Below are 19,368 nucleotides of genomic sequence, written 5' to 3' on the forward strand. Positions count from 1 at the left end.
CCGCAGCCGGTAGCGTTTCCGGAATGCAGCTGAAGTTGGGGCCTCTGCTCCGGTACGTCGATGAGTCGCGGGCGACCGTTTGGGTGGAGACCACTGCCGCCGGCGAGGTCGAGGTGCTCGGGCACCGGGCCCAGACCTGGTCGGTGCACGGGCACCACTATGCGCTGATACTGGTCGAAGGGCTGCAGCCGGCCAGCGCGACGCCGTACGAAGTGCATCTGGACGGCGTGAAGGCGTGGCCGCTGGACGACAGTCCCTACGGCCCGAGTGTGATCCGGACACCTCGGGCCGACGGGACCTTCCGGCTGACCTTCGGGTCTTGCCGACGGTCGGCACCCTTCGACGAGCAAGGTTTCAAGGAGTTCGGGCCGGATGCGTTGGTGGCACTGGCCGAGCGGATGGCCGCGGGCGACGCCGAGTGGCCCGACGCACTGTTGCTGCTGGGCGATCAGGTGTACGCCGATGACCCGTCGGACGCAGTACTGGAGAAGTTGCGGACCGCTCACGGTGGCCGGCAGGAGTCCGAGGTGGCCGACGAGATCGGCAACTTCGAGGAGTACACCTGGCTGTACGACGACGCCTGGCTGACCCCGGCCGTCCGGTGGCTGTTCTCGACCGTGCCGCTGTGCATGCTGCTCGACGACCACGATCTGCGCGACGACTGGAACACCTCGCTGACCTGGCGGCGCTGGGTCACGTCGCAACCGTGGTGGCACGACCGGGTGGTCGGCGCCTACGCGTCGTACTGGGTGTATCAGCACCTCGGCAACCTGTCCCCGGAGCAGCTGGAGCGGGATTCCACCTACGCGGCGATGCGCGGGCTGGACGACGAGGACGAACGCAGCTCCTACCTCGACGCCTTCGCCTGGGAGGCGGACGAGGACCCGGCCTCCACCCGGTGGAGCTTCTCCCGCGACTTCGGCGCGCGGTCTCGCGGCGTCCGGCTGGTCGCCGTGGACTCTCGTTGCTCAAGGCATCTACAGCCGGGTGAGCGGGCGATGGTCGACGCGCACGAGTGGGAATGGGTCCGGCGGCACACGGTCGAGGCCTCGCAGCCGATCAACCACCTGCTGCTCGCCTCCACGCTGCCGTTCCTGCTCGCGCCCGGACTGCATCATCTGGAAGGCTGGGACGAGGCGATCTCGTCGGGCGCCTGGGGTGCACGCGGAGCGCGGCTCGGCGAGAAGATCCGGCAAGGCATGGATCTGGAGCACTGGGCGTCGTTCCGCAAGTCCTTCGACGACGTGACCGACCTGCTCGGCGACCTGGTCCGGTCCGACGACCCGCCGAGCTCGATCCTGATGCTGTCCGGCGACGTCCACTGCAGCTACCTGACGGAGGCCTCACTGGGCTCCATCGCCCACCCCGGTACTGCGATTCGCCAGCTGACCATGTCGCCGTTCCGCAACCCGGTCGGGTGGCACATCAGGCTGGCCAACAAGTTGCTCGACAACAAGGGCATGACGAAGGTGTTGCACCGGCTGGCGCGATCGGCCGGCGTACGGGATGTCGCGGCGCGGTGGCGGACGGCGTACGGGCCGTGGTTCGACAACGGGGTGATGACGCTGACCGTGCATGGCGACGACGCGGCTGTCGACGTGGATCACGCGCGGATGGTGGCCGGGCAGCAGGAGTTGAAGACCACGCTGCGGTACGAGATCAAGGCATGAGTACGCGGGTGCGGTTGCCGGGTGGCGAGTTCTTGATGGGCGACGCGTTCGGCGAGGGGTGCGGGGGCGACGGCGAGACGCCTGTCCACGCTGTCCAGCTCAAGCCTTTCTCGATGGACGCCACGGCCGTGACGAACGCGCAGTACGCGACGTTCGTGAAGGCGACGGGCTATGTCACCGATGCGGAGCGGTTCGGGACTTCTGCTGTCTTTCACCTGCTGGCACGCGGTGAGGTGCTCGGCCCTGCGGCCGGTACGCCGTGGTGGCTGACCGTTGCTGGGGCGTCCTGGCGGCATCCGGAGGGTGGTGATTCGTCGATCGGCTCCCGGCAGAATCATCCGGTGGTGCACGTGTCCTGGGACGATGCCGCGGCCTACGCGACCTGGGCGGGGAAGCGGCTGCCGACCGAGGCGGAGTGGGAGTACGCCGCGCGGGGCGGGCTGGTGTCGCAGAGGTTTGCCTGGGGCAACGAACTGACACCGGGCGGGCGATGGATGTGCAACATCTGGCAGGGGTCGTTCCCCACGTCGAACACGCTTGAAGACGGGCACCTGGGGACAGCGCCGGTGAAGTCGTATCGCCCCAACGGCCACGGCCTGTGGAACATGTCGGGGAACGTCTGGGAGTGGTGTGAGGACTGGTTCTCTCCCACGTACTACGAATCGTCGGCCGCCGCCGTGGATCCGCAAGGTCCTGCCTCCGGTGAGCGGCGGGTCATGCGAGGTGGGTCGTATCTGTGCCACGACTCCTACTGCAGCCGGTATCGCGTGGCGGCTCGAGCTGCGAACACTCCTGACTCCTCCGCCGGCAATCTCGGCTTCAGGTGCGTCAGCGACTCGGGGCACTAGCTCGGCGGTGGAGTCTCCAAGGGGCTTCGTGGAGTCGGCCGGGGCCGCCGTTCTGCAAGCGGGTCAGGAGAAGCTGGGCGGCCGCGGGGAAGACGGCATCCGGCCCGACCGACGTCAGCGGCGGGTCGGATTGCGCGGCGTCGGGAGTGTTGCCGACGCCAACGATCTGCAGTTCCTGCGGGATGGCCAGGCCGAGTCGATGGCCGGCCCAGATCGCGCTCGTCGCGGTCAGATCGCTGCAGGCGAAGATCGCGGTCGGGCGGTCGTCGCGATCCAGCAGGTCGACGGCCGCGCGGTAGGCGAGATCTCTGGAGTTGCGGGTGGTGCGGACCAGTCGTTCGTCGTACGGGAGGCTGGCGCGTTCGAGGCCGGCGCGGTAGGCGGCGTACCGGCTGTCGCTGCGGGTGAGTTGGAGGCAAGCGATCCTTGTGTGGTTGGCGGTGAGGAGGTCCATCGCGTCGGCGAGTGCGGTCTGCTCCTCGGAGCGGATGACGTCGAAGCCATCCGGTTCCAGCTCGTTGCTATGGACAACCAGCGCGATTCCCTGCTGGGCAAGGGCTTTGAGCATCGGCCCGTCGCTCGCCGGGTCGACATGGTCGATCAGGGCACCGTCGGCACCGCGGCCGAGGAGGAACTTCGACCAGTCGCCGTCGAGCAGGATGAGTGAGCTGTAGCCGATCTCGCGCATCCTCCTGGAGACCTCGTCGGCCATCGCCTTCGCCCATGGCGAGTCCAGCTGGCGTAGTACGAGGCAGACCTGCTCGGTGCGGCCGCGGCGTACTCCCCTGGCTTGCTGGTTGGGACGATAGCCGAGCTTGGTCGCTGCCTCGAGCACGCGAGCTGTGGTCTGCTCGCCGATCCGGGCCTCACCCCCGGCGCGTCCGGACAACACGTAGGAGACGGTCGCCACCGATACGCCGGCCTCGGCCGCAACCAGCTTGATGGTCGGCGAACTCACCGGCTCGCCTCCAGGCGATCCCTTGTGTGCTTGAGGATTGTGGTGACGGGTCTGCCGGTGACCAGCTCGCCGTTCTGGACGAAGCCTTCCTCCCGGTCGGTGAGGGCCTGGATCAGGCGGTCTCGCCATTCTGTTCGCAGTACGGGCTGTTCGGGTGCGAGGTTGTGGAGTTCACCGGGATCGTCGACCAGGTTGAAGAGTTGCTCGACGCCGTTGGCCGAGCCCCAGATGTACTTGACCTTGCCGTCCGTGACCCATTGCAGGGACTGGCCCCAGTACACGTGCTCGCCGTGCAGCCACTCGCGCACGGGGGTCGTCTGCTCACCCCGCAGATAGGGCGCCAGGGAGTGGCCGTCGACCGAGTCCGGAATGGGCAGCCCCGCGAGGTCGAGCAACGTGGGCATGACATCGCGCAACTCGACGACGTGGTCGATCACGCCGGCCTGGCGACGGCGTGCAGGCGCGTCGGCGACGATGAACGGGATCCGGGCCGACCCTTCGTACGGCACCGCCTTCCGGAACATCCGGTGGTCGCCCATCATCTCGCCGTGGTCCGAGACGAACGCGATCACCGTGTCCTGAGCCAGCCCGAACTCGGCCAGCGCCTCCTTGATCCGGTTGACCTGGAGATCCACCTGCGCCATCAGTCCGTAGTACCCGGCTCTGGCCCGATGGACGACGCGGTCCGGCAGATCCCCGATCGCCGCCTGGTAGTCGCCGTCTCGGCGGAACTCGTCCCAATGCTGCTCCCAGTCACCGAGCACGCGCTGGTACGGCGGGGCGTCGGCGTACAGGTCGTAGGCCCAGCGTGGCGGGTCGTACGGCGGGTGTGGGCGATGGAACGACAAGTAGAGGAAGAACGGTTTGGTCGGATCGCGGCGATAGAGCCACTCGATCGTCTGGGTGCCGAGCCAGTGCGTCGGGTGGAGGTGCTCGGGTTTGTCCCACGGCCGGGCGACGACGGAGTTGCAGTTCACGCCGTGGTCGAAGTAGTCGGCCTGCGGCGTCATCCCGGGCTGACGCCGCAGCCAGGGCACGTAGTCGTCGAAGTACTCGAACTGCCGGCGGTGCTCGCGGCGGGCGTGATGCAGGAAGCCGTCGTGCAGGATCACGTCGTCGAAGCCGACCCGCGACCGCTCCGGCCAGACGTGCATCTTGCCGATCGCCTGGGTGTGATAGCCGGCTTTGCGGAACTCGCCGGGCAGCGTGACCGGATGGGCCGCCTCGAACGGCACGCCGTCGTCGTACCCGACCCGGCCGTGCGCCTCCTGGGACTGGCCGGTGAACAGCGCGACGCGGGCGGGGACGCAGGTCGGGGTGGCGCTGTAGGCCTTCGAGAACCTGGTGCCGTCACGGGCCAGTTCATCGAGGTGTGGCGTCTCGACGATCTGATGCCCGTCACAGGAGAGAGCGTCGCCGCGCCATTCGTCGACGCAGACCAGGATCACGTTCGACTGCGGCATGCTGGCTCCTCTTTCGGCGTCGTTCCAGGGTTCAGATGTGGTGAAACGATTAACACCCTTTCCGGCCGACCTGTCAACGCGAGCCGAAGGATTGAACGAGTTGAACGAAGGTAAACCCTTACGCTCCGAGTTCGGCCGGGTACTTTGTGACAGTTTCGGGTAGAACAGATCACGGTTGAGTCAAGGACGCACCCGCCCCGAGCGCGTCCTCAACACGAGGAGGCAACCGTGAAGTTCCCTTCCGCCCGCCGTACCGCGGCAATCCTGGCCACCGCCGGGTTGGTCGCGACGTCCGCCCTGCTGTCCAGCCCGGCGACCGCCGCGCCTGTGCCGGCGACCCTGTCGGCCAGCGCCATCACCTCCACCCTGGCCAAGGAGGCGTCGATCCCAGGGACCGCCTGGATGACCGATGAGAAGTCCGGCCGGATCATCGTCTCGTACGACGACACGGTGCGCGGCGCCAAGTTCGACGCGCTCACCGCCGTCACCAAGCGCTTCGGCAGCCAGGTCACCCTGGAGAAACTGTCCGGCGTCCTCAGCAAGCGCATCAGCGGCGGCCACGCCATCTACGGCGGCGGCTACCGGTGCTCGCTCGGCTTCAACGTCCGCGCCGGCACCACGTACTACTTCATCACCGCCGGCCACTGCACGAACGCGGCGACCACCTGGTACGCCAACTCGTCGCAGACCACCGTGCTCGGCACCCGGTACGGCACTAGCTTCCCGGGCAACGACTACGGCATCGTCCGGTACAGCACGTCGTACACGAACCACCCCGGCAACGTGTACCTCTACAACGGTTCGTACCGCGACATCACGGGCTCGGGGAACGCCTTCGTCGGCCAGTCGGTCCAACGCAGTGGTAGCACGACCGGCCTGCGCGGCGGTTCGGTCACCGGCCTCAACGCCACGGTGAACTACGCCGAGGGCACCGTCACCGGCCTGATCCGCACCAACGTCTGCGCCGAGGGCGGCGACTCCGGTGGCCCGCTCTTCTCCGGATCCACCGCACTCGGCCTCACCTCCGGCGGCAGCGGCAACTGCTCCTCCGGCGGCACCACGTTCTTCCAGCCAGTCAACGAGGTCCTGAGCCGCTACGGCGTCAGCGTCTACTGATCCACCGCACCAGCGAACGCCCCCTGCCGGTTGCGGCAGGGGGCGTTCGTCGTCACCGCGCGGACACTGTGCAGGATGACGCGGGGCACGGTGACGCGGGGATCAGGAGGCCGTGCAGGTGAACCCGCTCGGGCTCTGCGCGTCCCCGCCGGGTTTACTGACCTGGAAGCCGAAGCTGGTGTTCGCGCCGATGGCCAGGTTGCCGTTGTGAGACACGTTCGTTGCCGTGATCGTGCCGGTGGTCCCGGACAGTGATGCGTTCCAGGAGCCGGCGATCGCATGCCCGGGCGGCAGCGTCAAGGTCACCTGCCAGCCGGTGATCGCCGACGTCCGGGTGTTGGTCACCGTGACAGGCTGAACCACGTAGCCGCTGTCCCAGCGGCTCTGCACGGTCGACACGACCGAGCAGCCGCCTCCCGGGTCGCCACTACCGGTGGTCGTGCCGGTCACCGTTCCCGAGGCCCCGGACGTGCCGGCGGCGTTCGAGGCCGTGACCCTGTAACAGTAGGACGTGTTCGCCGCCAGCCCAGTGTTGGCGAAGGTCGAGGCGGCGGTGCTGCCGACCTGGCTGAAGGTGCTGTTCGCGGCGCAGGCGCCGGCGGCCCGCCGCACCTGGTACTGAGTCGCCGCGGAAGAGCCGGTCCACGATAGCGAGACCGAGCTCGACGTCGTACCGGTGACAGTGAGCCCGGCGGGCGCGGCCGGGACCGTGCCACCGGGGCCGCAACCAGAGAACACCGTCGCGCACCGCGAGGTCTGGGAGACTCCGTTCGGTCCCGTGAACACCCGCTGCCCCCAGGTCGTCAGCTGCGCCGGGTTGAAGGCCACCGTCTGGTCGAGATATGGCTCGGTGTTGCCGCTGTACGACCAGGCCATCCAGCCGATCCCGCGGGTCTGGGCCTCGGCCATGATGGTGTCCTCGTCGACGTTCTGCCCCTGGTGCTCGTGGCCGAACTCGCCGACGATCAGGGGCAGGCCCGCCTGCGCGAACGCGTCGAAGTAGCTCTTGATCGTGGCCGCGGTTCCGTACACCTGGTACATGTGGACGGAGAAGAGGGTGTTGTGCTGGGTGTCGGCGTTCCAGACCGTCTGCGCGTTGTCGCGCATGGTGTTGGTCCAGTCCTGACCCCAGTTCGGCGCGTCCACGACGAGCGTGTGCTGGAACCCGAGGGTGCGCATCCGCTGGACGGCGTCGGCGGTGGCGGTCGTCCACTGCCCTGGGTTGGTGTTGCCGATCGGCTCGTTGCCGATGTTGATCAGGACGAACGCCTCCTGGCCGATCAGCACGTCGCGGATGCTGTTCCAGTAGGTGACGGCCTGGTCCAGCGTGCCGGCGGCCGCGTCCTCGCCGTAGCCGGTCGTGTCGTGCACCTCCAGCACGCAGATCAGCCGATTCGCCTTGCACAGGCCGATGACGTTCGCGACGTCGGCGGCGGGGCTGGGACCCCAGCGCTGGCCGCTGCCGAGCACTACCCGGACGGTGTTGGCGCCCAGCCCGGCGATCTCGGCGTAGGACCCGGTCTCGCCCTGGTACCAGACGTGCGGGTAGCTGGTGCCGCGCATGACGAACGGGGTGCCGTTGGCGTCCAGCAGGTTCCGGCCGCTGATGTGGAATCCCGCCGCCTGGGCGTCGGGCTCGGCGAGGGCCGGGGAGGAAGGGAGGAGGACGAGCAGCGAAAGGATGAGGACTGGGAGCGCTCCCAGCGCCAGTAATCGGAGCTTCATGATCGATCCTTGGGGGTTGCGGGCGCGAGCGACTGGTCGCGCCCGGGGCGAATACGACTGAGGGCGGCACTCGGACACCGACTGCCGGTGACTCCTCGCGCGGACCCGAAAGCTCAGGGTGGCACTTACCCGGTTAAGTGACAAGGGTTCGCCATAGCCCACGAGTTAGGGATGGTCTAGCCCGAGCTCAGCCAGGTGAAGGATGACCCTTACCTTGCGGAGTCCTCCGCGTACGGACAGCGAGCCCGGGTAGGTCTTGCCTCGGTTACGTCTAGGACGCGTCCGCCCCCGAATGCGTCCTCATCGTGAGGAGGCTGACCATGTCTACTGCCCCACCCCGCCGTACCGCGGCGATCCTGGCAACCGCCGGGCTCATCGCGACCACTTCTCTGCTGGCCACTCAGGCCACGGCCGCGCCACCTACAACGTCAACGTGTACTGACGAAACGAGGAATCAGACCGGTGCGGTGACGGGGAAGCCAAGCTCCTCCGCCGCGCCGGCCAGCTCCTGGTCATAGGTGACGAACTCCGCAAGATCCGCACGGAACGGCTCGGCGCTCGCGAGGTGGATGGCGTCGAGAGAACCGAGCCGGCTGGTCCGGTAGGCCATCGCCCGCGAGAGCACCGTCGTACTGAGATCGACCAGATAGATCCCTCGGACAGCCTGCCCCATGAAGTACGGCACCTGCTGGTGATCGACTCCGGCCCACAGCAGCGTACGGCTGATCTCGAGCCGGGCCAGCTCGCTGGTGATCAGCTCCACGTCCTCGGCGAGCGACTCCCGCCACTTCCGAAGCGCAGCTGACTCAGCCTCTGGCTTGATGAACTTGAGCAGAGCACAGGCGTCGAGATAGATCACCTGCGCCGCTCCTTGTCCCGTTCGGCGATCAACAGGTCCGACAAACTCTCCATGCTCGCCGCCAACTCGAGCTCCAGATCCGGCATCCCCAGTTCAGCCGGCGGACTGACCTCACCCGACTCGATCAGCCGCTGCAGCGCCCCCGGCCTTTCATCCTCCGGGACCAGCCGGAGGACCGGCCGGCCGCGGTCCGTGACCACGATCGTCTCTCCCGCCCGCACCCGCGCGACCGCCTTGGACGGGTTCTGGTTGAGCTCTCGCAAGCCGATCGTCTCCATGGATCCCAATGTACCTACATGAGGTAGTTACATCAAGAGTGACGTCCTCGCCTACTGACAAGCCCACTTCTGGTGGGCTTGAACACCGGAAGGTGACCTTGAACAGGGCAGACCCTGTTCAAGGCCGCCGTTTGGTGTTCAAGGTCGCCAGAACTGGTTATCCCCAGGCTGGAAGTTGATGCCGTCCGTGGTGGGTTCTGGCGGCATCTTCTCTGGTGTGAACAAGAAACTGGAGCGGGTGGTGGATGAGCGTGGCGGATGGTTCAGCCGGGCCGATGCGCTGGAAGCGGGGTACACCCTCAGTGAGATCCGGCTACGGCTTCACCGCCGGCAATGGGAGCGTTTGTGCCGGGACGCCTACGTTGAGACAGCTGGCTGGCCTGCCGACGAATCGCCATGGGAACGCACCGAGCGGATGCACGGCCTCCTCGCACGGGCAGTGATCGGCCGGATGGCCGGTCAGGCGGTGGTCAGCCACCAGTCCGCCACATTGCTCCACGGGCTGCCGGCTTGGGGGCTGGATCACAGCCAGGTGCACATCACAAAGTTCACCGGCCGCGCGCGATCCGATCGCGCCGTCCGGGTCCATCGTGCTGCCCTGCGAGCAGACGAGATCGACGAAGCGCTCGGACTCCGCCTGACGAGTCCGGCCCGGGCAATTGTCGAGACCACTTGTACTTCGTCGTACGAGGTCGGTGTGGTCTTGTCCGACGCAGCGCTGCGGGCTGGACTGGTGACCTCCGAACAGCTGACCGCGACGGCAAGGCGGCTCGAACACTGGCCCGGATCCCCCGCTGCCCAAGCTGCGACCGCCTTCGCCGACGGGTCCAGCGAGTCCGTCGGGGAGTCGCGCCTCCGGGTGTTGATGGCCAACGAAGGCCTGCCTGCTCCGAGGCCGCAGGTGGAGATTCGCGATCAGACCGGGCGGCTCCTCGGCCGAGTCGACTTCCTCTTGCTCGACCACCTGATCGTCGAGTTCGACGGCGCACTGAAGTACGAGAGCTCCAAAACCCTGGTGGCCGAGAAGTGGCGCGAAGATCGCCTCCGCGAACTCGGCTACTCCTTCGCCCGCGTCGGTTGGACCGACCTGGACCAGCCGCGCCAAACCGCCGCCCGCCTGCGCCGCCTACTCGGCGTACCGGCGCACACCTTGAACACCAAACGGCGGGCCTGAACAAGGTGTGCCCTGTTCAAGCCCGCCGTTTGGTGTTCAAGCCCACCAGATGTGGGCTTGCCACCGGATGCGGGAGCGGGTTAGCCGCGGCGGCGGGAGATTTCGTAGAGGGCTACGCCGGTGGCGATGCCGGCGTTGAGGGATTCGGTGGCTGACGTCATCGGGATGGAGACGATCAGGTCGCAGTTCTCGCGGACCAGGCGGGCCAGGCCTTTGCCTTCGCTGCCGACGACCAGGACGATCGGGTCGGTGGCGGCCTCCAGTTCGGGGAGTTCCACCTCGCCACCCATGTCGAGGCCGATGATCATCAGGCCTGCGTCCTTGTAGGACTTCAGGGCGCGGTTCAGGTTGGTCGCGCGGGCGACCGGGATCCGGGCCGCGGCGCCGGCCGACGTCTTCCACGCCGACGCGGTCATCGACGCCGTACGCCGTTCCGGCACCAGCACGCCGTGAGCCCCGAAGGCGGCGGCCGACCGGGTGATGGCGCCCAGGTTGCGCGGGTCCGTCACGCCGTCGAGCGCGACGATCAGCGGCACCTGGCCGGCGTCGTACGCACGGGACAGCAGGTCGTCCGGATGGGCGTACTCGTACGGCGGGATCTGCACCGCGAGGCCCTGGTGGGCGCCGTGGCTGGTGAGCCGGTCCATCTCGGTCCGCGGCACCTCGAGCAGCGAGATGCCGTGCTCGGTGGCGATCAGCAGCGCCTCGCGCAGCCGGGCGTCGCGTTCGGTGCCCTCGGCAACATACAGCGCGTTGATCGGGACACCGGCCCGGAGCGCCTCGACGACCGGGTTGCGGCCGTAGACCCACTCGACGGTCGCGTCGAGGTCCTTGCGATCCGGGCGACGGCCGGTGGTGCGCTTCTCGGCGCGCTCCTTGGCCTTGGCCCGCTTGTGGGCGGGGTGCTTGGTGCGGTCCACCGCCTTCGGCGTCGGGCCCCTGCCCTCCAGGCCCTGACGGACCCGGCCGCCGGAACCGGCGGTCGGGTTGCCCTTGGGCTTCTTGCGGATGGCGCCCTTGCGCTGACTACTGCCTGGCACTTCAGTTTCCTTCGGTTGATTCGGGCCCGGCGATCGTCCAGCGGGCACCCTGTGGGGTGTCCTCGACGACGACGCCGAGCGCCTTGAGCCGGTCGCGGATCTCGTCCGACGCGGCATAGTCCTTGCGTTCGCGGGCGGCCTGCCGCTGGTCCAGCAGCGCCTTCACCAGGCCGTCCACCACCTCGGTGAGCTCCTCGGTGCCACCGGCACGCGAAGCCCACGGCTCGGCCAGCGGGTCCAGCCCGAGAACGCCGAGCATCGCCCGTACAGCGGCCAGATTCTCTTGCAGGGCAGGGGAATCGCCATCGGCGACCAGCTTGTTGCCGTCCCGCACGGTGTTGTGCAGTACTGCGATCGCGGCCGGCGTCCCGAGGTCGTCGTCCAGCGCGGCGACGAACTCCTGCGGCAAACCAGCCGCCGGCTCGACGCCACCGGTCACCTCGGTGGCGCGCCCGAGGTAGCCCTCGACCCGCTGAAAGCTCGTCGCGGCCTCCTCGAGCGCGGCCAGCGAGAACTCGACCACCGAACGGTAGTGCGAGCTGACCAGGTAGTACCGCAGCTCGATCGGGCGGACCTGCTCGACGACGTTGCGCACGATGGCGCCGTTGCCGAGCGACTTCGACATCTTCTCGCCGGCCGCGGTGACGAGCGCGCTGTGCATCCAGAAGCGGGCGAACTTCTGCCCGACCGCCTTGGACTGGGCCAGCTCGTTCTCGTGGTGCGGGAAGCGCAGGTCGAGGCCGCCGCCGTGGATGTCGAACTCGACGCCCAGGTACTTGCCCGCCATCGCGGAGCACTCCAGGTGCCACCCCGGGCGGCCGTCGCCCCACGGAGCCGGCCAGGAGGCGGTCCGCGGCGTGCTCTCGGTGTAGCCCTTCCAGAGCGCGAAGTCGCGGGGGTCGCGCTTGCCGCGCGGGTCCGCGTCCTCGGCGGCCTCCATGTCGTCGATCCGCTGGTTCGACAGCTCGCCGTAGGCCGGCCAGGACTTCACGTCGAAGTACACGTCGCCGGAGCCGTCGGGCGCGACGTACGCGTGCCCGCGCTCGATCAGCTCGTTGATCATCACGACCATCTCGGGGATGTGCCCGGTGGCGCGCGGCTCGTACGTCGGCGGACGGCAGCCCAGTACGTCGTACGCCCAGTGCAGCTCGCGTTCGAACTCGTAGGCGTGGGCCCACCACGGCACCTGCCGCTCGGCGGACTTGGCCAGGATCTTGTCGTCGATGTCGGTGACGTTCGCGATCACGGTGACCTCGTACCCGGAGCGCTCGAACCAGCGCCGGAGGACGTCGAACACGATCTCCTTGTAGATGTGCCCGACGTGCGGGGCACCCTGCACCGTCAGCCCACAGTGGTAGATCCCGACCTGGCCCGGTTGGACCGGCTCGAAATCCCTCACTGCTGCTGTCGCGGTGTCATACAAGCGAAGTGTCACCGATCAATGGTAACGGGGTTTCAGCACTGCTCTTGACAATTCTCCACAGGCAGTCATTTCGATGGGGGCACCCTCGACTGGGCGGACTGCGGGAACGCCTGCAAGCGGTAAATCTGGTTGCGGCGGTCTCATAGTCTCGACTGGTGAGCTATTCGCTGCCGATCGAGACCGACCGTCTGACTCTTCGCCGCTATCTCGAAACCGACTACGACGACCTGCTGAAGCTGCAGTCGAGCCCCGATGTCACCAGGTTCCTGCTGTACGGCCCGAAGACTCCCGAGCAGGTCAAGGAATCCCTCGCCCGCCGGCTGGCCGACGTACCGCTGGACACCGACGGCCAAGCGCTCACCATCGCGGTGATCCTGCGGGAGACCGGCCAGCACGTCGGCGAGGTCACGCTCTTCATGAACAGCACCGAGCACCGGACCGGTGAGATCGGCTTCGTCTTCCACCCCGACTTCCACGGTCGCGGGTACGCCGCCGAGGCTTCCGTCGAGCTGCTCCGGATCGGTTTCGAGGAGCTCGGCTGGCACCGGATCATCGGCCGGCTGGACGCCCGCAACACCAGTTCGGCCGCGCTCCTCCAGCGGCTCGGGATGCGCCAGGAGGCACACTTCGTGCGCAACGAGTTCGTCAAGGGCGAGTGGGCCGACGAGGCCGTCTTCGCGATGCTCGCCGAGGAGTGGGAAGCCCGCTGACCGGGCGCGGTTACTGATTTACCAAGGTCCGACACTTCGCGGCACGCGTTCACCGCGACAGCGGGGGCGAGCGGGTCTACCGTCGAAAGATGACCGCCGCCCGTCCCCTCGCCACCCTGATCACCGGTGTCGTCGTGCTGAGCCTCGCCACCGTCCCGAGCGAGGCAGTGAAGGCCCCTCAGCAAAGCGACATCACCTACCAGACGTGGACGTCGTCCGCCGACTTCCTCTCCGGCACCCGGTCCGGCACCACCGTCACCGGCGACAGCCTGACCTTCGGCACCGCCACCGGCACCACCTCGTACGTCGACCCGTTCGGCGACGGCTCCGCGAAGAGCTACGACCGGACGAGCTGGACGTCTCCACAGGTGCCGACCAGCTACGGACTCACCGAGCTGATCGCCTCCTGGAACGCCACCACTCCGCCCGGGACCTGGGTGGAGGTCGCGATGGCCGGCCGCACAGACCTCGGCACGACCACCAAGTGGTACGTGCTCGGCCGCTGGACCGGCGGAGACAACACCGCGGCCGGCGACATCCACCGCACCTCAGTACCGAGCCAGGGCGACACCAACGGCTCCGTCGCTGTCGACACCTTCGTTGCAGCGACCGGACGCAGCCTCAACAGCTGGCAGTTGAAGGTCACGCTGTACCGGCTCTCCGGGACCACCCAGACACCAGTGGTCCGCTCGGTCGGGGCGATGGCGTCGCGCCTGCCCAGTGTGAGGAAGGTCCCCGTCAGCCCGCCCGGGGGAGCCGCAGGCCAGGTGCTCGACGTACCGACGTACTCGCAGGAGACCCATATCGGGCACTACCCGCAGTGGGACGGCGGCGGTGAGGCCTGGTGCTCAGCCACCTCCACGGCCATGGTTCTCGACTACTACGGAGCCGGACCGACCGCGGCCGAGACTGCCTGGGTCGATCCTGCAGACGCCGACCCACAGGTCGACCACGCGGCCCGCACGGTCTTCGACTACGCGTACGACGGCGCCGGCAATTGGCCCTTCAACACCGCGTACGCCGGTACGCGCGGCCTCGACGCCTTCGTCACCCGGCTGAGGTCGCTCACCGAGGCCGAGCAGTTCATCAAGGCCGGCATCCCGTTGATCGCCTCGCTCTCCTTCAAGAAGGGCGACCTGCCCGGCGCGGGCTACGGCACCAACGGCCACCTGATGGTGATCGTCGGCTTCGACGCCGCCGGCAACGTGGTCGTCAACGATCCGGCCTCCCACCTGATCGCCTCGAACGACCAGGTCCGCACCACCTACGACCGGCAGGCTTTCGAGAACGCCTGGGTCCCCCACTCGGGCGGCCTGGTCTACGTCATCCACCCGGCCACTCAGCCGCTGCCGACCAGGACCAGCCAGGCCAACTGGTAGTCCCCCACGAACAGGAACCGCCCGTATGCCGGGGGCGGCGTACGGGCGGTTCCGACGGTTGTCTCAGTTCTCAGCGGGTAAAGAGCGCCCCGGTGAGGTTGGTGGTGAGGTTGCGCAGCGAGTCGGGCAGGTACTGGAGGTGCCAGCCGCGGGGGCCGCGGTACCAGTGGAAGCCCTCGTCTTCCTCTTCGTTCGAGTCCGTGGCGACCAGGGCGTCGATCCAGCGCTCGGAGCCGCCCAGGACGACGGCGTACGGGAGAGCGCGGGAGCAGAGCTCGGCGTGCTGGTCGGAGGGGAGTTCGCTGACGTCCATCTCCAGCAGCTCGCCGCGGATGGCGGCGACCTGGCCGAGGACCCGGCCGGCGGCCGGCGCCTTGGACGGCATGTGGCGACCGATGACGAGCAGGCCGACACCGACTGCCGTGATGGCGAGGCCGAGCAGGCCCCAGGTGGAGAGCAGGGCCAGTACGACGGTCAGGACGACACCGAGTGCGGTGAGCGCGATGCCGATGGTGGCCCACAACGACCGGGTTCGGTCCGGGCGCTCGGTGAACCAGCCGCGCTTGACGACACCGTCGTACAGGGCGTCCTGGACCAGGCCGAGGTTCGCGCGGACCTGGCGGCCGAGCTCGGAGACGAGCACCGAGTCGTTGTCGCCGAAGATCGCGCGGACCAGGACGTTCTCGTAGCGCTGGAGTTCCTCCGACGGCGCGTTCGCGACCCGGCGCAGCTCCCAGTCGGGACGGGCGAACTCGGACTCGTGCTCGAGCTCGGTGATCGTCAGGTGGCCACGGACAGCCAGGTCGATGATGGTCGCGGTGACGTCGACCGGGTCGATCCGCTCGTCGATCAGGGTGCCGACCTCACCGGGCCGCAGATCGGCCGGCGGGGTGAAGTCGATCCGGGTGTCCTGCCCGAGGCTGAACAGCGACGCCGGTACGACGCGTCGCGGGTCGACCTGGTCGCGGCCGCGCAGCCGGTACAGGATCAGCAGGGCGAGAGCGCCGAGCAGCAGTACCGCGAGGGCAGTGATCAGTTGCGCGGTGTCGGTCGAGAAGGCCCGCTTGAACGTCTTGCGGTACTCGACGATCGAGTTCGCGGCGATCTGGTCCTTCGGGAAGCCGACCGTCATCCGGATCGTGTTGCCCGGCGGCAGGCCCTGCTGCTTGAAGGTCGGACCGGCCGTCTCGCTGATCTGCGCCAGCGTGCACGGGGTGTTGCTGTCGACGGCGCCGGCGAAGCAGGAGACGTGTGTCACCTCGGGCGCGCTGTAGACGATGTTGGCGTCCTGCACGGTCAGGCTCAGCCCGGTCAGCGGCGAGAACCGCATCTCGGTGCCGTTCAGCGTCTCCGCGACCGCGCCCTTGACCGTGTAGGTGAAGTCGAGCTGGGTGTCGCCGGACAGGTCGGCGACGGCGATCGAGCTGATGTCGCCGGTGGTGCTGAGTTCCTTCTTCTTGTCCACACCACCGGACTTGACGACCAGGTCCTCGATCTTCTGCACGTGGTCGACGTCGTCGGGAAGGTGGTCGCGGGTGACGACGAACCGGGTGAAGGTCCCGGTCACGTTGCTCAGCTTCCAGGTCTCGGAAACCTTCAGCGAGCCGTCGCGCTCGATCCGGACCGTGCTGTCGAAGTTGGTGACCACCGGATCGGCGGTCGCGGAACGACCGGCCTGATCCGTCGCGCCGGCGGGTACGCCGGTCAGGGCCAGGAAACCGAGGGCACACAGGGGTACCCCGAGCAGACGTCTACGCATCGCCCAATCACACCGTATCGAGAGGGTCAGTCGGAATCGGCCCTCACTTCCGGGCCCCTGCCCAGCGGCCGGGCGGCCGGAGCAGGTCGAACTCAGACCGCACCATACCGCGACTCATGCCCACCGCAACGACTTGCGATCTCGTCCCCCGGGAGCCGGGCCGGCTCTAGGCCGGTTGATGCGTAGGCTGACCCGCAGGCCGGCACGGGGCCGCCTGCTAACGGGCGAGGAGCCACCGTTGTCGAACCAGCAATGGGGCCCGCCACCCGTTCAGCCACCGCAGTACGCGCCGCAACAGCAGTCCTGGGGAGCGCCGCCCGGCCAGTACGCCGGACCGCCAGTTGGCCAGTACGCCGCACCGCCCGCCGGGCCAGGCCAGTACTCCGGTCCGCCTCAGTACCAGCAGGGGTTTGGGTGGGGGCAGTTGCCGCCACCGCCGAAGAAGAAGCGTGGCGGGGCGATCGTGGTCGGGATCCTCGGCGGGCTACTCGTACTCGCCGTGGCCGGCTTCGTGATCGCCTCGACCGTGTTGAAGAAGGACGAGCCGACTGTCACCAGCCCGGCGTACACGCCGACCACTGGCGCCACACAGCCCCCGCCGTTGCCGACCAGGCAGACCGCACAGCCGACCCGGCAGCCGACAAGGCCCGTCCCGACCACCAGACCGACCACCAATCAGCCGACCCCCAACCAGGTTTTGACCACGAACCGCATCTACAAGACGGGTGTGCAACGCCCGATGGGATGCCGGGAGTCGAAGGCCGGTCTGAGCACAGGTGCGAAGGCAGGGCAGTACTACCGGCAGATCAAGCTCTGTCTGGATCGCGCCTGGCCACGGCAGATCGTGGCGGCGGGCGAGAAGTGGCGGGCGCCCAACATGATCGTGTTCGCCGGCACCGCCAATACGCCGTGCGGCAGCACCACGGACGGCCGGTCGTTCTACTGCCAGTCGGGCCACACCATCTATATGAACTCTCCCCTCCACGTGGACTTCTTCCGGACCAACCCGACATTCGGCAGGGCGGCCGCTACCTTCACCGTGGCGCACGAGTACGGCCACGCGATGCAGAGCCTGCTCGGGATCTTGTCGTCGAACGCCTGGCTGCAGTACGAGGCGAACGGCGCGAAGAAGCTGGAACTGAACCGGCGGATGGAGTTGCAGGCGTCGTGCCTGGGCAGTGTCTTCTCCGGTGCGAACAAGGGCAGCTACGGGCTGAAGGGTCAGCTGTATACGCACTACCTCTACATCCTCAACACCAGTGGGGACGAGAACCTTCGCAACGGGCCACGGGACCACGGCAGCCGGGCGAACCACGGGTACTGGTCGAAGCGGGGGTTCGCGGCGCGGAACCCGGCCTTCTGCAACACGTTCGTCGCACCGGCCCGCCAGGTCAGCTGAGCGGATTGAGCCGGGGCTCGGATAGCGTCAGTCCCCGTGTCCAACCAGTGGCCCCCTGGGCAGTACCCGCAGCAGCCTCCGCACGGCCAAACGCCCCCACCGGGCCAGCCTGGTCAGCCCGGTCAGTGGCAAGGACAGTGGGGTCCTCCTGGTCCTCCTGGTCCTCCTGGGCAGATGCCGGGTGGGCCTTGGCAGCCGGGGCAGTACGGCGGCGGGGTGCCGCCTGCGCTTCCGCATGGGATGGGATGGGGTGCGCCTCAGCCTGGTGGGCCCGGTGGTCCTGGTGGCTTTGGCGGTCCCGGTGGTCCTGGTGGTCCTGGCGGGCGGCCGCCTAAGAAGAAGGGTGGCGCCGGCAAGGTCGTGCTGGTGCTGCTCGGGCTGGCGGTGCTCGGGGTAGTGGGAGTCGCGGCTGTCTCCAACGCCGTGAAGGACAAGAACGACTACTACAGCTCGCCGTACCCGACGACCACCTACAGTCCGACGGACGAGCCGTCCGAGAAGCCCTCGGCGCAGCCGTCGACCACCCGGCCGACCCGGCCTGTGGTGACCAGCAAGCCGACGGCGACCAGGCCGACCGCGCCCCGGACCAGCACCACGCCGCGCCAGAAGCCCAAGACTCAGCCGAGCGACCTCGACATCGTGGCCCGCAACCGGCTCTACAAGGCTGGCGTGATGGGCTCGGTGAACTGCAAGGAGTCCAAGGCCCGCCCGGCGACCGTGGCCGGCGCCAGGGCGAACTACGCGAACCTGCTCAACTGCCTGAACCGCTCCTGGCCCGCGCTGATCCAGCGCTCCGGGGTGAAGTTCCGCCCGCCGACGGTGATCTCCTTCTCCGGCACGGTCCAAACGCCTTGCGGCAGCCATAGCGACAGCGGCCCCCCGTTCTACTGCCCGAGCGTCCAGACCATCTACATGAACCTGTCCGAAGACGTCGGGAACTACAACGAGATCCCGCAGGACTACAACCGGGTCTGGGCCCGGATGTGGATGCTGCACCAGTTCGCCCACGAGTACGGCCACCATGTGCAGACGCTGACCGGGATCTTCTACGCCTACGCCAACCTGCGCTATGAGGCGCCGAACGAGGCGGGCGAGCTGCTGGCCAGCCGCCGGCTCGAGCTGCAGGCATCCTGCTTCAGCGACATCTTCATCTCGGCGAACAAGCGCAGCTACCCGCTCACGGGCGAGTCGCTGCGGCAGTGGAAGTGGCTCATCGGGCACACCATCGACAGGAAGCGCGACCACGGCAACGCTGCCAACCACCAGTACTGGGCGCTCAAGGGCTACAACAACCGCAGCCCGGCCCACTGCAACACCTTCACGGCCTCCCCTGCCAAAGTGTCCTAGCTAACTCCGGTACTGCGATATGGAGACGGATAGCGGTCTTCATGGTTAGCCTTGTCCCCCGGTGGGCTAGTGCGCCGTGTCGGAGGTTCCGTTAGCGATAGCGGTGTTCAGGTGCGTGCCTCGTGGTGGCGGAGGAGCGGCCTCGATGTTTTTCCATCGTGGCCGTTTCTCCGCCGCCGCGAGGTGCGTGCCTGGGCGCCGGTAGCGCAACGGAACCTCC

The 19,368-nt window shown here is 68.0% G+C and carries 16 protein-coding genes; 8 read left to right on the forward strand and 8 right to left on the reverse strand.

Annotation, left to right across the window (positions count from 1 at the left end; all coding sequences use genetic code 11):
• Window positions 1-23: 23 nt before the first annotated feature.
• Together A3ES_RS0135685 and A3ES_RS49575 are read left to right on the forward strand one after the other, a co-directional pair.
• Window positions 24-1,670 (forward strand): DUF7800 domain-containing protein, encoded by a 1,647-nt coding sequence (locus A3ES_RS0135685; protein ID WP_020391638.1) that lies wholly within the window; start codon window positions 24-26, stop codon window positions 1,668-1,670.
• Window positions 1,667-2,518 carry a formylglycine-generating enzyme family protein gene (locus A3ES_RS49575; protein ID WP_020391639.1) on the forward strand — a complete coding sequence of 284 codons (852 nt, stop codon included), beginning with the start codon at window positions 1,667-1,669 and terminating at the stop codon, window positions 2,516-2,518. The genes A3ES_RS0135685 and A3ES_RS49575 overlap by 4 nt, the downstream gene beginning before the upstream one ends.
• Here A3ES_RS49575 and A3ES_RS0135695 read toward each other — a convergent pair.
• Window positions 2,499-3,476 (reverse strand): LacI family DNA-binding transcriptional regulator, encoded by a 978-nt coding sequence (locus A3ES_RS0135695; protein ID WP_020391640.1) that lies wholly within the window; start codon window positions 3,474-3,476, stop codon window positions 2,499-2,501. The genes A3ES_RS49575 and A3ES_RS0135695 overlap by 20 nt on opposite strands.
• A complete protein-coding gene (locus tag A3ES_RS0135700; protein ID WP_020391641.1) occupies window positions 3,473-4,939 on the reverse strand; it encodes an arylsulfatase in 1,467 nt (488 codons plus the stop codon). The genes A3ES_RS0135695 and A3ES_RS0135700 overlap by 4 nt, the downstream gene beginning before the upstream one ends.
• 228 nt (window positions 4,940-5,167) lie before the next feature.
• Between A3ES_RS0135700 and A3ES_RS0135705 the strand changes: the two genes are divergently transcribed.
• Window positions 5,168-6,055, forward strand: a complete 888-nt coding sequence (locus A3ES_RS0135705; RefSeq protein ID WP_020391642.1) for a S1 family peptidase — start codon at window positions 5,168-5,170, stop codon at window positions 6,053-6,055.
• A 102-nt stretch (window positions 6,056-6,157) separates the two neighbouring features.
• Here the strand turns inward: A3ES_RS0135705 and A3ES_RS0135710 are convergent, their stop codons facing one another.
• The 3 genes from A3ES_RS0135710 to A3ES_RS0135720 all read right to left on the reverse strand — a co-directional run bounded on the left by A3ES_RS0135710 (window position 6,158) and on the right by A3ES_RS0135720 (window position 8,917).
• The gene (locus A3ES_RS0135710) at window positions 6,158-7,780 is read right to left on the reverse strand and encodes a cellulase family glycosylhydrolase (RefSeq protein WP_020391643.1); all 1,623 of its coding nucleotides are present in this window, start codon (window positions 7,778-7,780) and stop codon (window positions 6,158-6,160) included.
• Window positions 7,781-8,234: 454 nt separating this feature from the next.
• Window positions 8,235-8,639, reverse strand: coding sequence for a type II toxin-antitoxin system VapC family toxin (locus tag A3ES_RS0135715; RefSeq protein ID WP_020391644.1), 405 nt, complete (start codon window positions 8,637-8,639; stop codon window positions 8,235-8,237).
• The gene (locus A3ES_RS0135720; RefSeq protein ID WP_020391645.1) at window positions 8,636-8,917 is read right to left on the reverse strand and encodes a type II toxin-antitoxin system Phd/YefM family antitoxin; all 282 of its coding nucleotides are present in this window, start codon (window positions 8,915-8,917) and stop codon (window positions 8,636-8,638) included. Before A3ES_RS0135720 ends, A3ES_RS0135715 begins: the two co-directional genes overlap by 4 nt.
• Window positions 8,918-9,134: 217 nt before the next feature.
• On the opposite strand from A3ES_RS0135720, the gene A3ES_RS49580 reads away from it, so the two are divergent.
• On the forward strand, window positions 9,135-10,091 hold the full coding sequence (locus A3ES_RS49580) for a hypothetical protein (protein ID WP_157630915.1): 957 nt from the start codon (window positions 9,135-9,137) through the stop codon (window positions 10,089-10,091).
• A gap of 80 nt (window positions 10,092-10,171) precedes the next feature.
• Here A3ES_RS49580 and rlmB read toward each other — a convergent pair whose 3' ends face one another.
• Both rlmB and cysS read right to left on the reverse strand, forming a co-directional pair.
• A complete protein-coding gene (gene rlmB, locus A3ES_RS0135730) occupies window positions 10,172-11,131 on the reverse strand; it encodes a 23S rRNA (guanosine(2251)-2'-O)-methyltransferase RlmB (protein ID WP_020391647.1) in 960 nt (319 codons plus the stop codon).
• 1 nt (window position 11,132) lies between these two features.
• Complete coding sequence (gene cysS / locus A3ES_RS0135735; protein ID WP_026163512.1) at window positions 11,133-12,566, reverse strand: cysteine--tRNA ligase; 1,434 nt, start codon at window positions 12,564-12,566, stop codon at window positions 11,133-11,135.
• A 143-nt stretch (window positions 12,567-12,709) separates the two neighbouring features.
• On the opposite strand from cysS, the gene A3ES_RS0135740 reads away from it, so the two are divergent.
• Together A3ES_RS0135740 and A3ES_RS0135745 are read left to right on the forward strand one after the other, a co-directional pair.
• Window positions 12,710-13,264, forward strand: a complete 555-nt coding sequence (locus A3ES_RS0135740) for a GNAT family N-acetyltransferase (RefSeq protein ID WP_020391649.1) — start codon at window positions 12,710-12,712, stop codon at window positions 13,262-13,264.
• An 89-nt stretch (window positions 13,265-13,353) separates the two neighbouring features.
• On the forward strand, window positions 13,354-14,643 hold the full coding sequence (locus tag A3ES_RS0135745; RefSeq protein WP_020391650.1) for a peptidase C39 family protein: 1,290 nt from the start codon (window positions 13,354-13,356) through the stop codon (window positions 14,641-14,643).
• A 70-nt stretch (window positions 14,644-14,713) separates the two neighbouring features.
• Here A3ES_RS0135745 and A3ES_RS0135750 read toward each other — a convergent pair whose 3' ends face one another.
• Window positions 14,714-16,402, reverse strand: coding sequence for a DUF2207 family protein (locus A3ES_RS0135750; protein WP_020391651.1), 1,689 nt, complete (start codon window positions 16,400-16,402; stop codon window positions 14,714-14,716).
• Between the two features lie 238 nt (window positions 16,403-16,640).
• Between A3ES_RS0135750 and A3ES_RS49585 the strand changes: the two genes are divergently transcribed.
• On the forward strand, window positions 16,641-17,801 hold the full coding sequence (locus tag A3ES_RS49585; RefSeq protein ID WP_157630916.1) for a neutral zinc metallopeptidase: 1,161 nt from the start codon (window positions 16,641-16,643) through the stop codon (window positions 17,799-17,801).
• Window positions 17,802-17,975: 174 nt separating this feature from the next.
• Window positions 17,976-19,148, forward strand: a complete 1,173-nt coding sequence (locus A3ES_RS0135760; RefSeq protein WP_157630917.1) for a neutral zinc metallopeptidase — start codon at window positions 17,976-17,978, stop codon at window positions 19,146-19,148.
• Window positions 19,149-19,368 lie beyond the last annotated feature (220 nt).

Source organism: Kribbella catacumbae DSM 19601, from assembly GCF_000372465.1.
Lineage (GTDB): Bacteria > Actinomycetota > Actinomycetes > Propionibacteriales > Kribbellaceae > Kribbella > Kribbella catacumbae.

Coding starts and splice junctions, on each gene's coding strand:
- A3ES_RS0135700 (WP_020391641.1), bottom strand. CDS start 4,939: ATGCCGCAGTCGAACGTGATCCTGGTCTGCGTCGACGAATGGCGCGGC.
- A3ES_RS0135710 (WP_020391643.1), bottom strand. CDS start 7,780: ATGAAGCTCCGATTACTGGCGCTGGGAGCGCTCCCAGTCCTCATCCTT.
- A3ES_RS0135750 (WP_020391651.1), bottom strand. CDS start 16,402: ATGCGTAGACGTCTGCTCGGGGTACCCCTGTGTGCCCTCGGTTTCCTG.
- A3ES_RS0135760 (WP_157630917.1), top strand. CDS start 17,976: ATGCCGGGTGGGCCTTGGCAGCCGGGGCAGTACGGCGGCGGGGTGCCG.
- A3ES_RS0135685 (WP_020391638.1), top strand. CDS start 24: ATGCAGCTGAAGTTGGGGCCTCTGCTCCGGTACGTCGATGAGTCGCGG.
- A3ES_RS0135720 (WP_020391645.1), bottom strand. CDS start 8,917: ATGGAGACGATCGGCTTGCGAGAGCTCAACCAGAACCCGTCCAAGGCG.
- A3ES_RS49575 (WP_020391639.1), top strand. CDS start 1,667: ATGAGTACGCGGGTGCGGTTGCCGGGTGGCGAGTTCTTGATGGGCGAC.
- A3ES_RS0135745 (WP_020391650.1), top strand. CDS start 13,354: ATGACCGCCGCCCGTCCCCTCGCCACCCTGATCACCGGTGTCGTCGTG.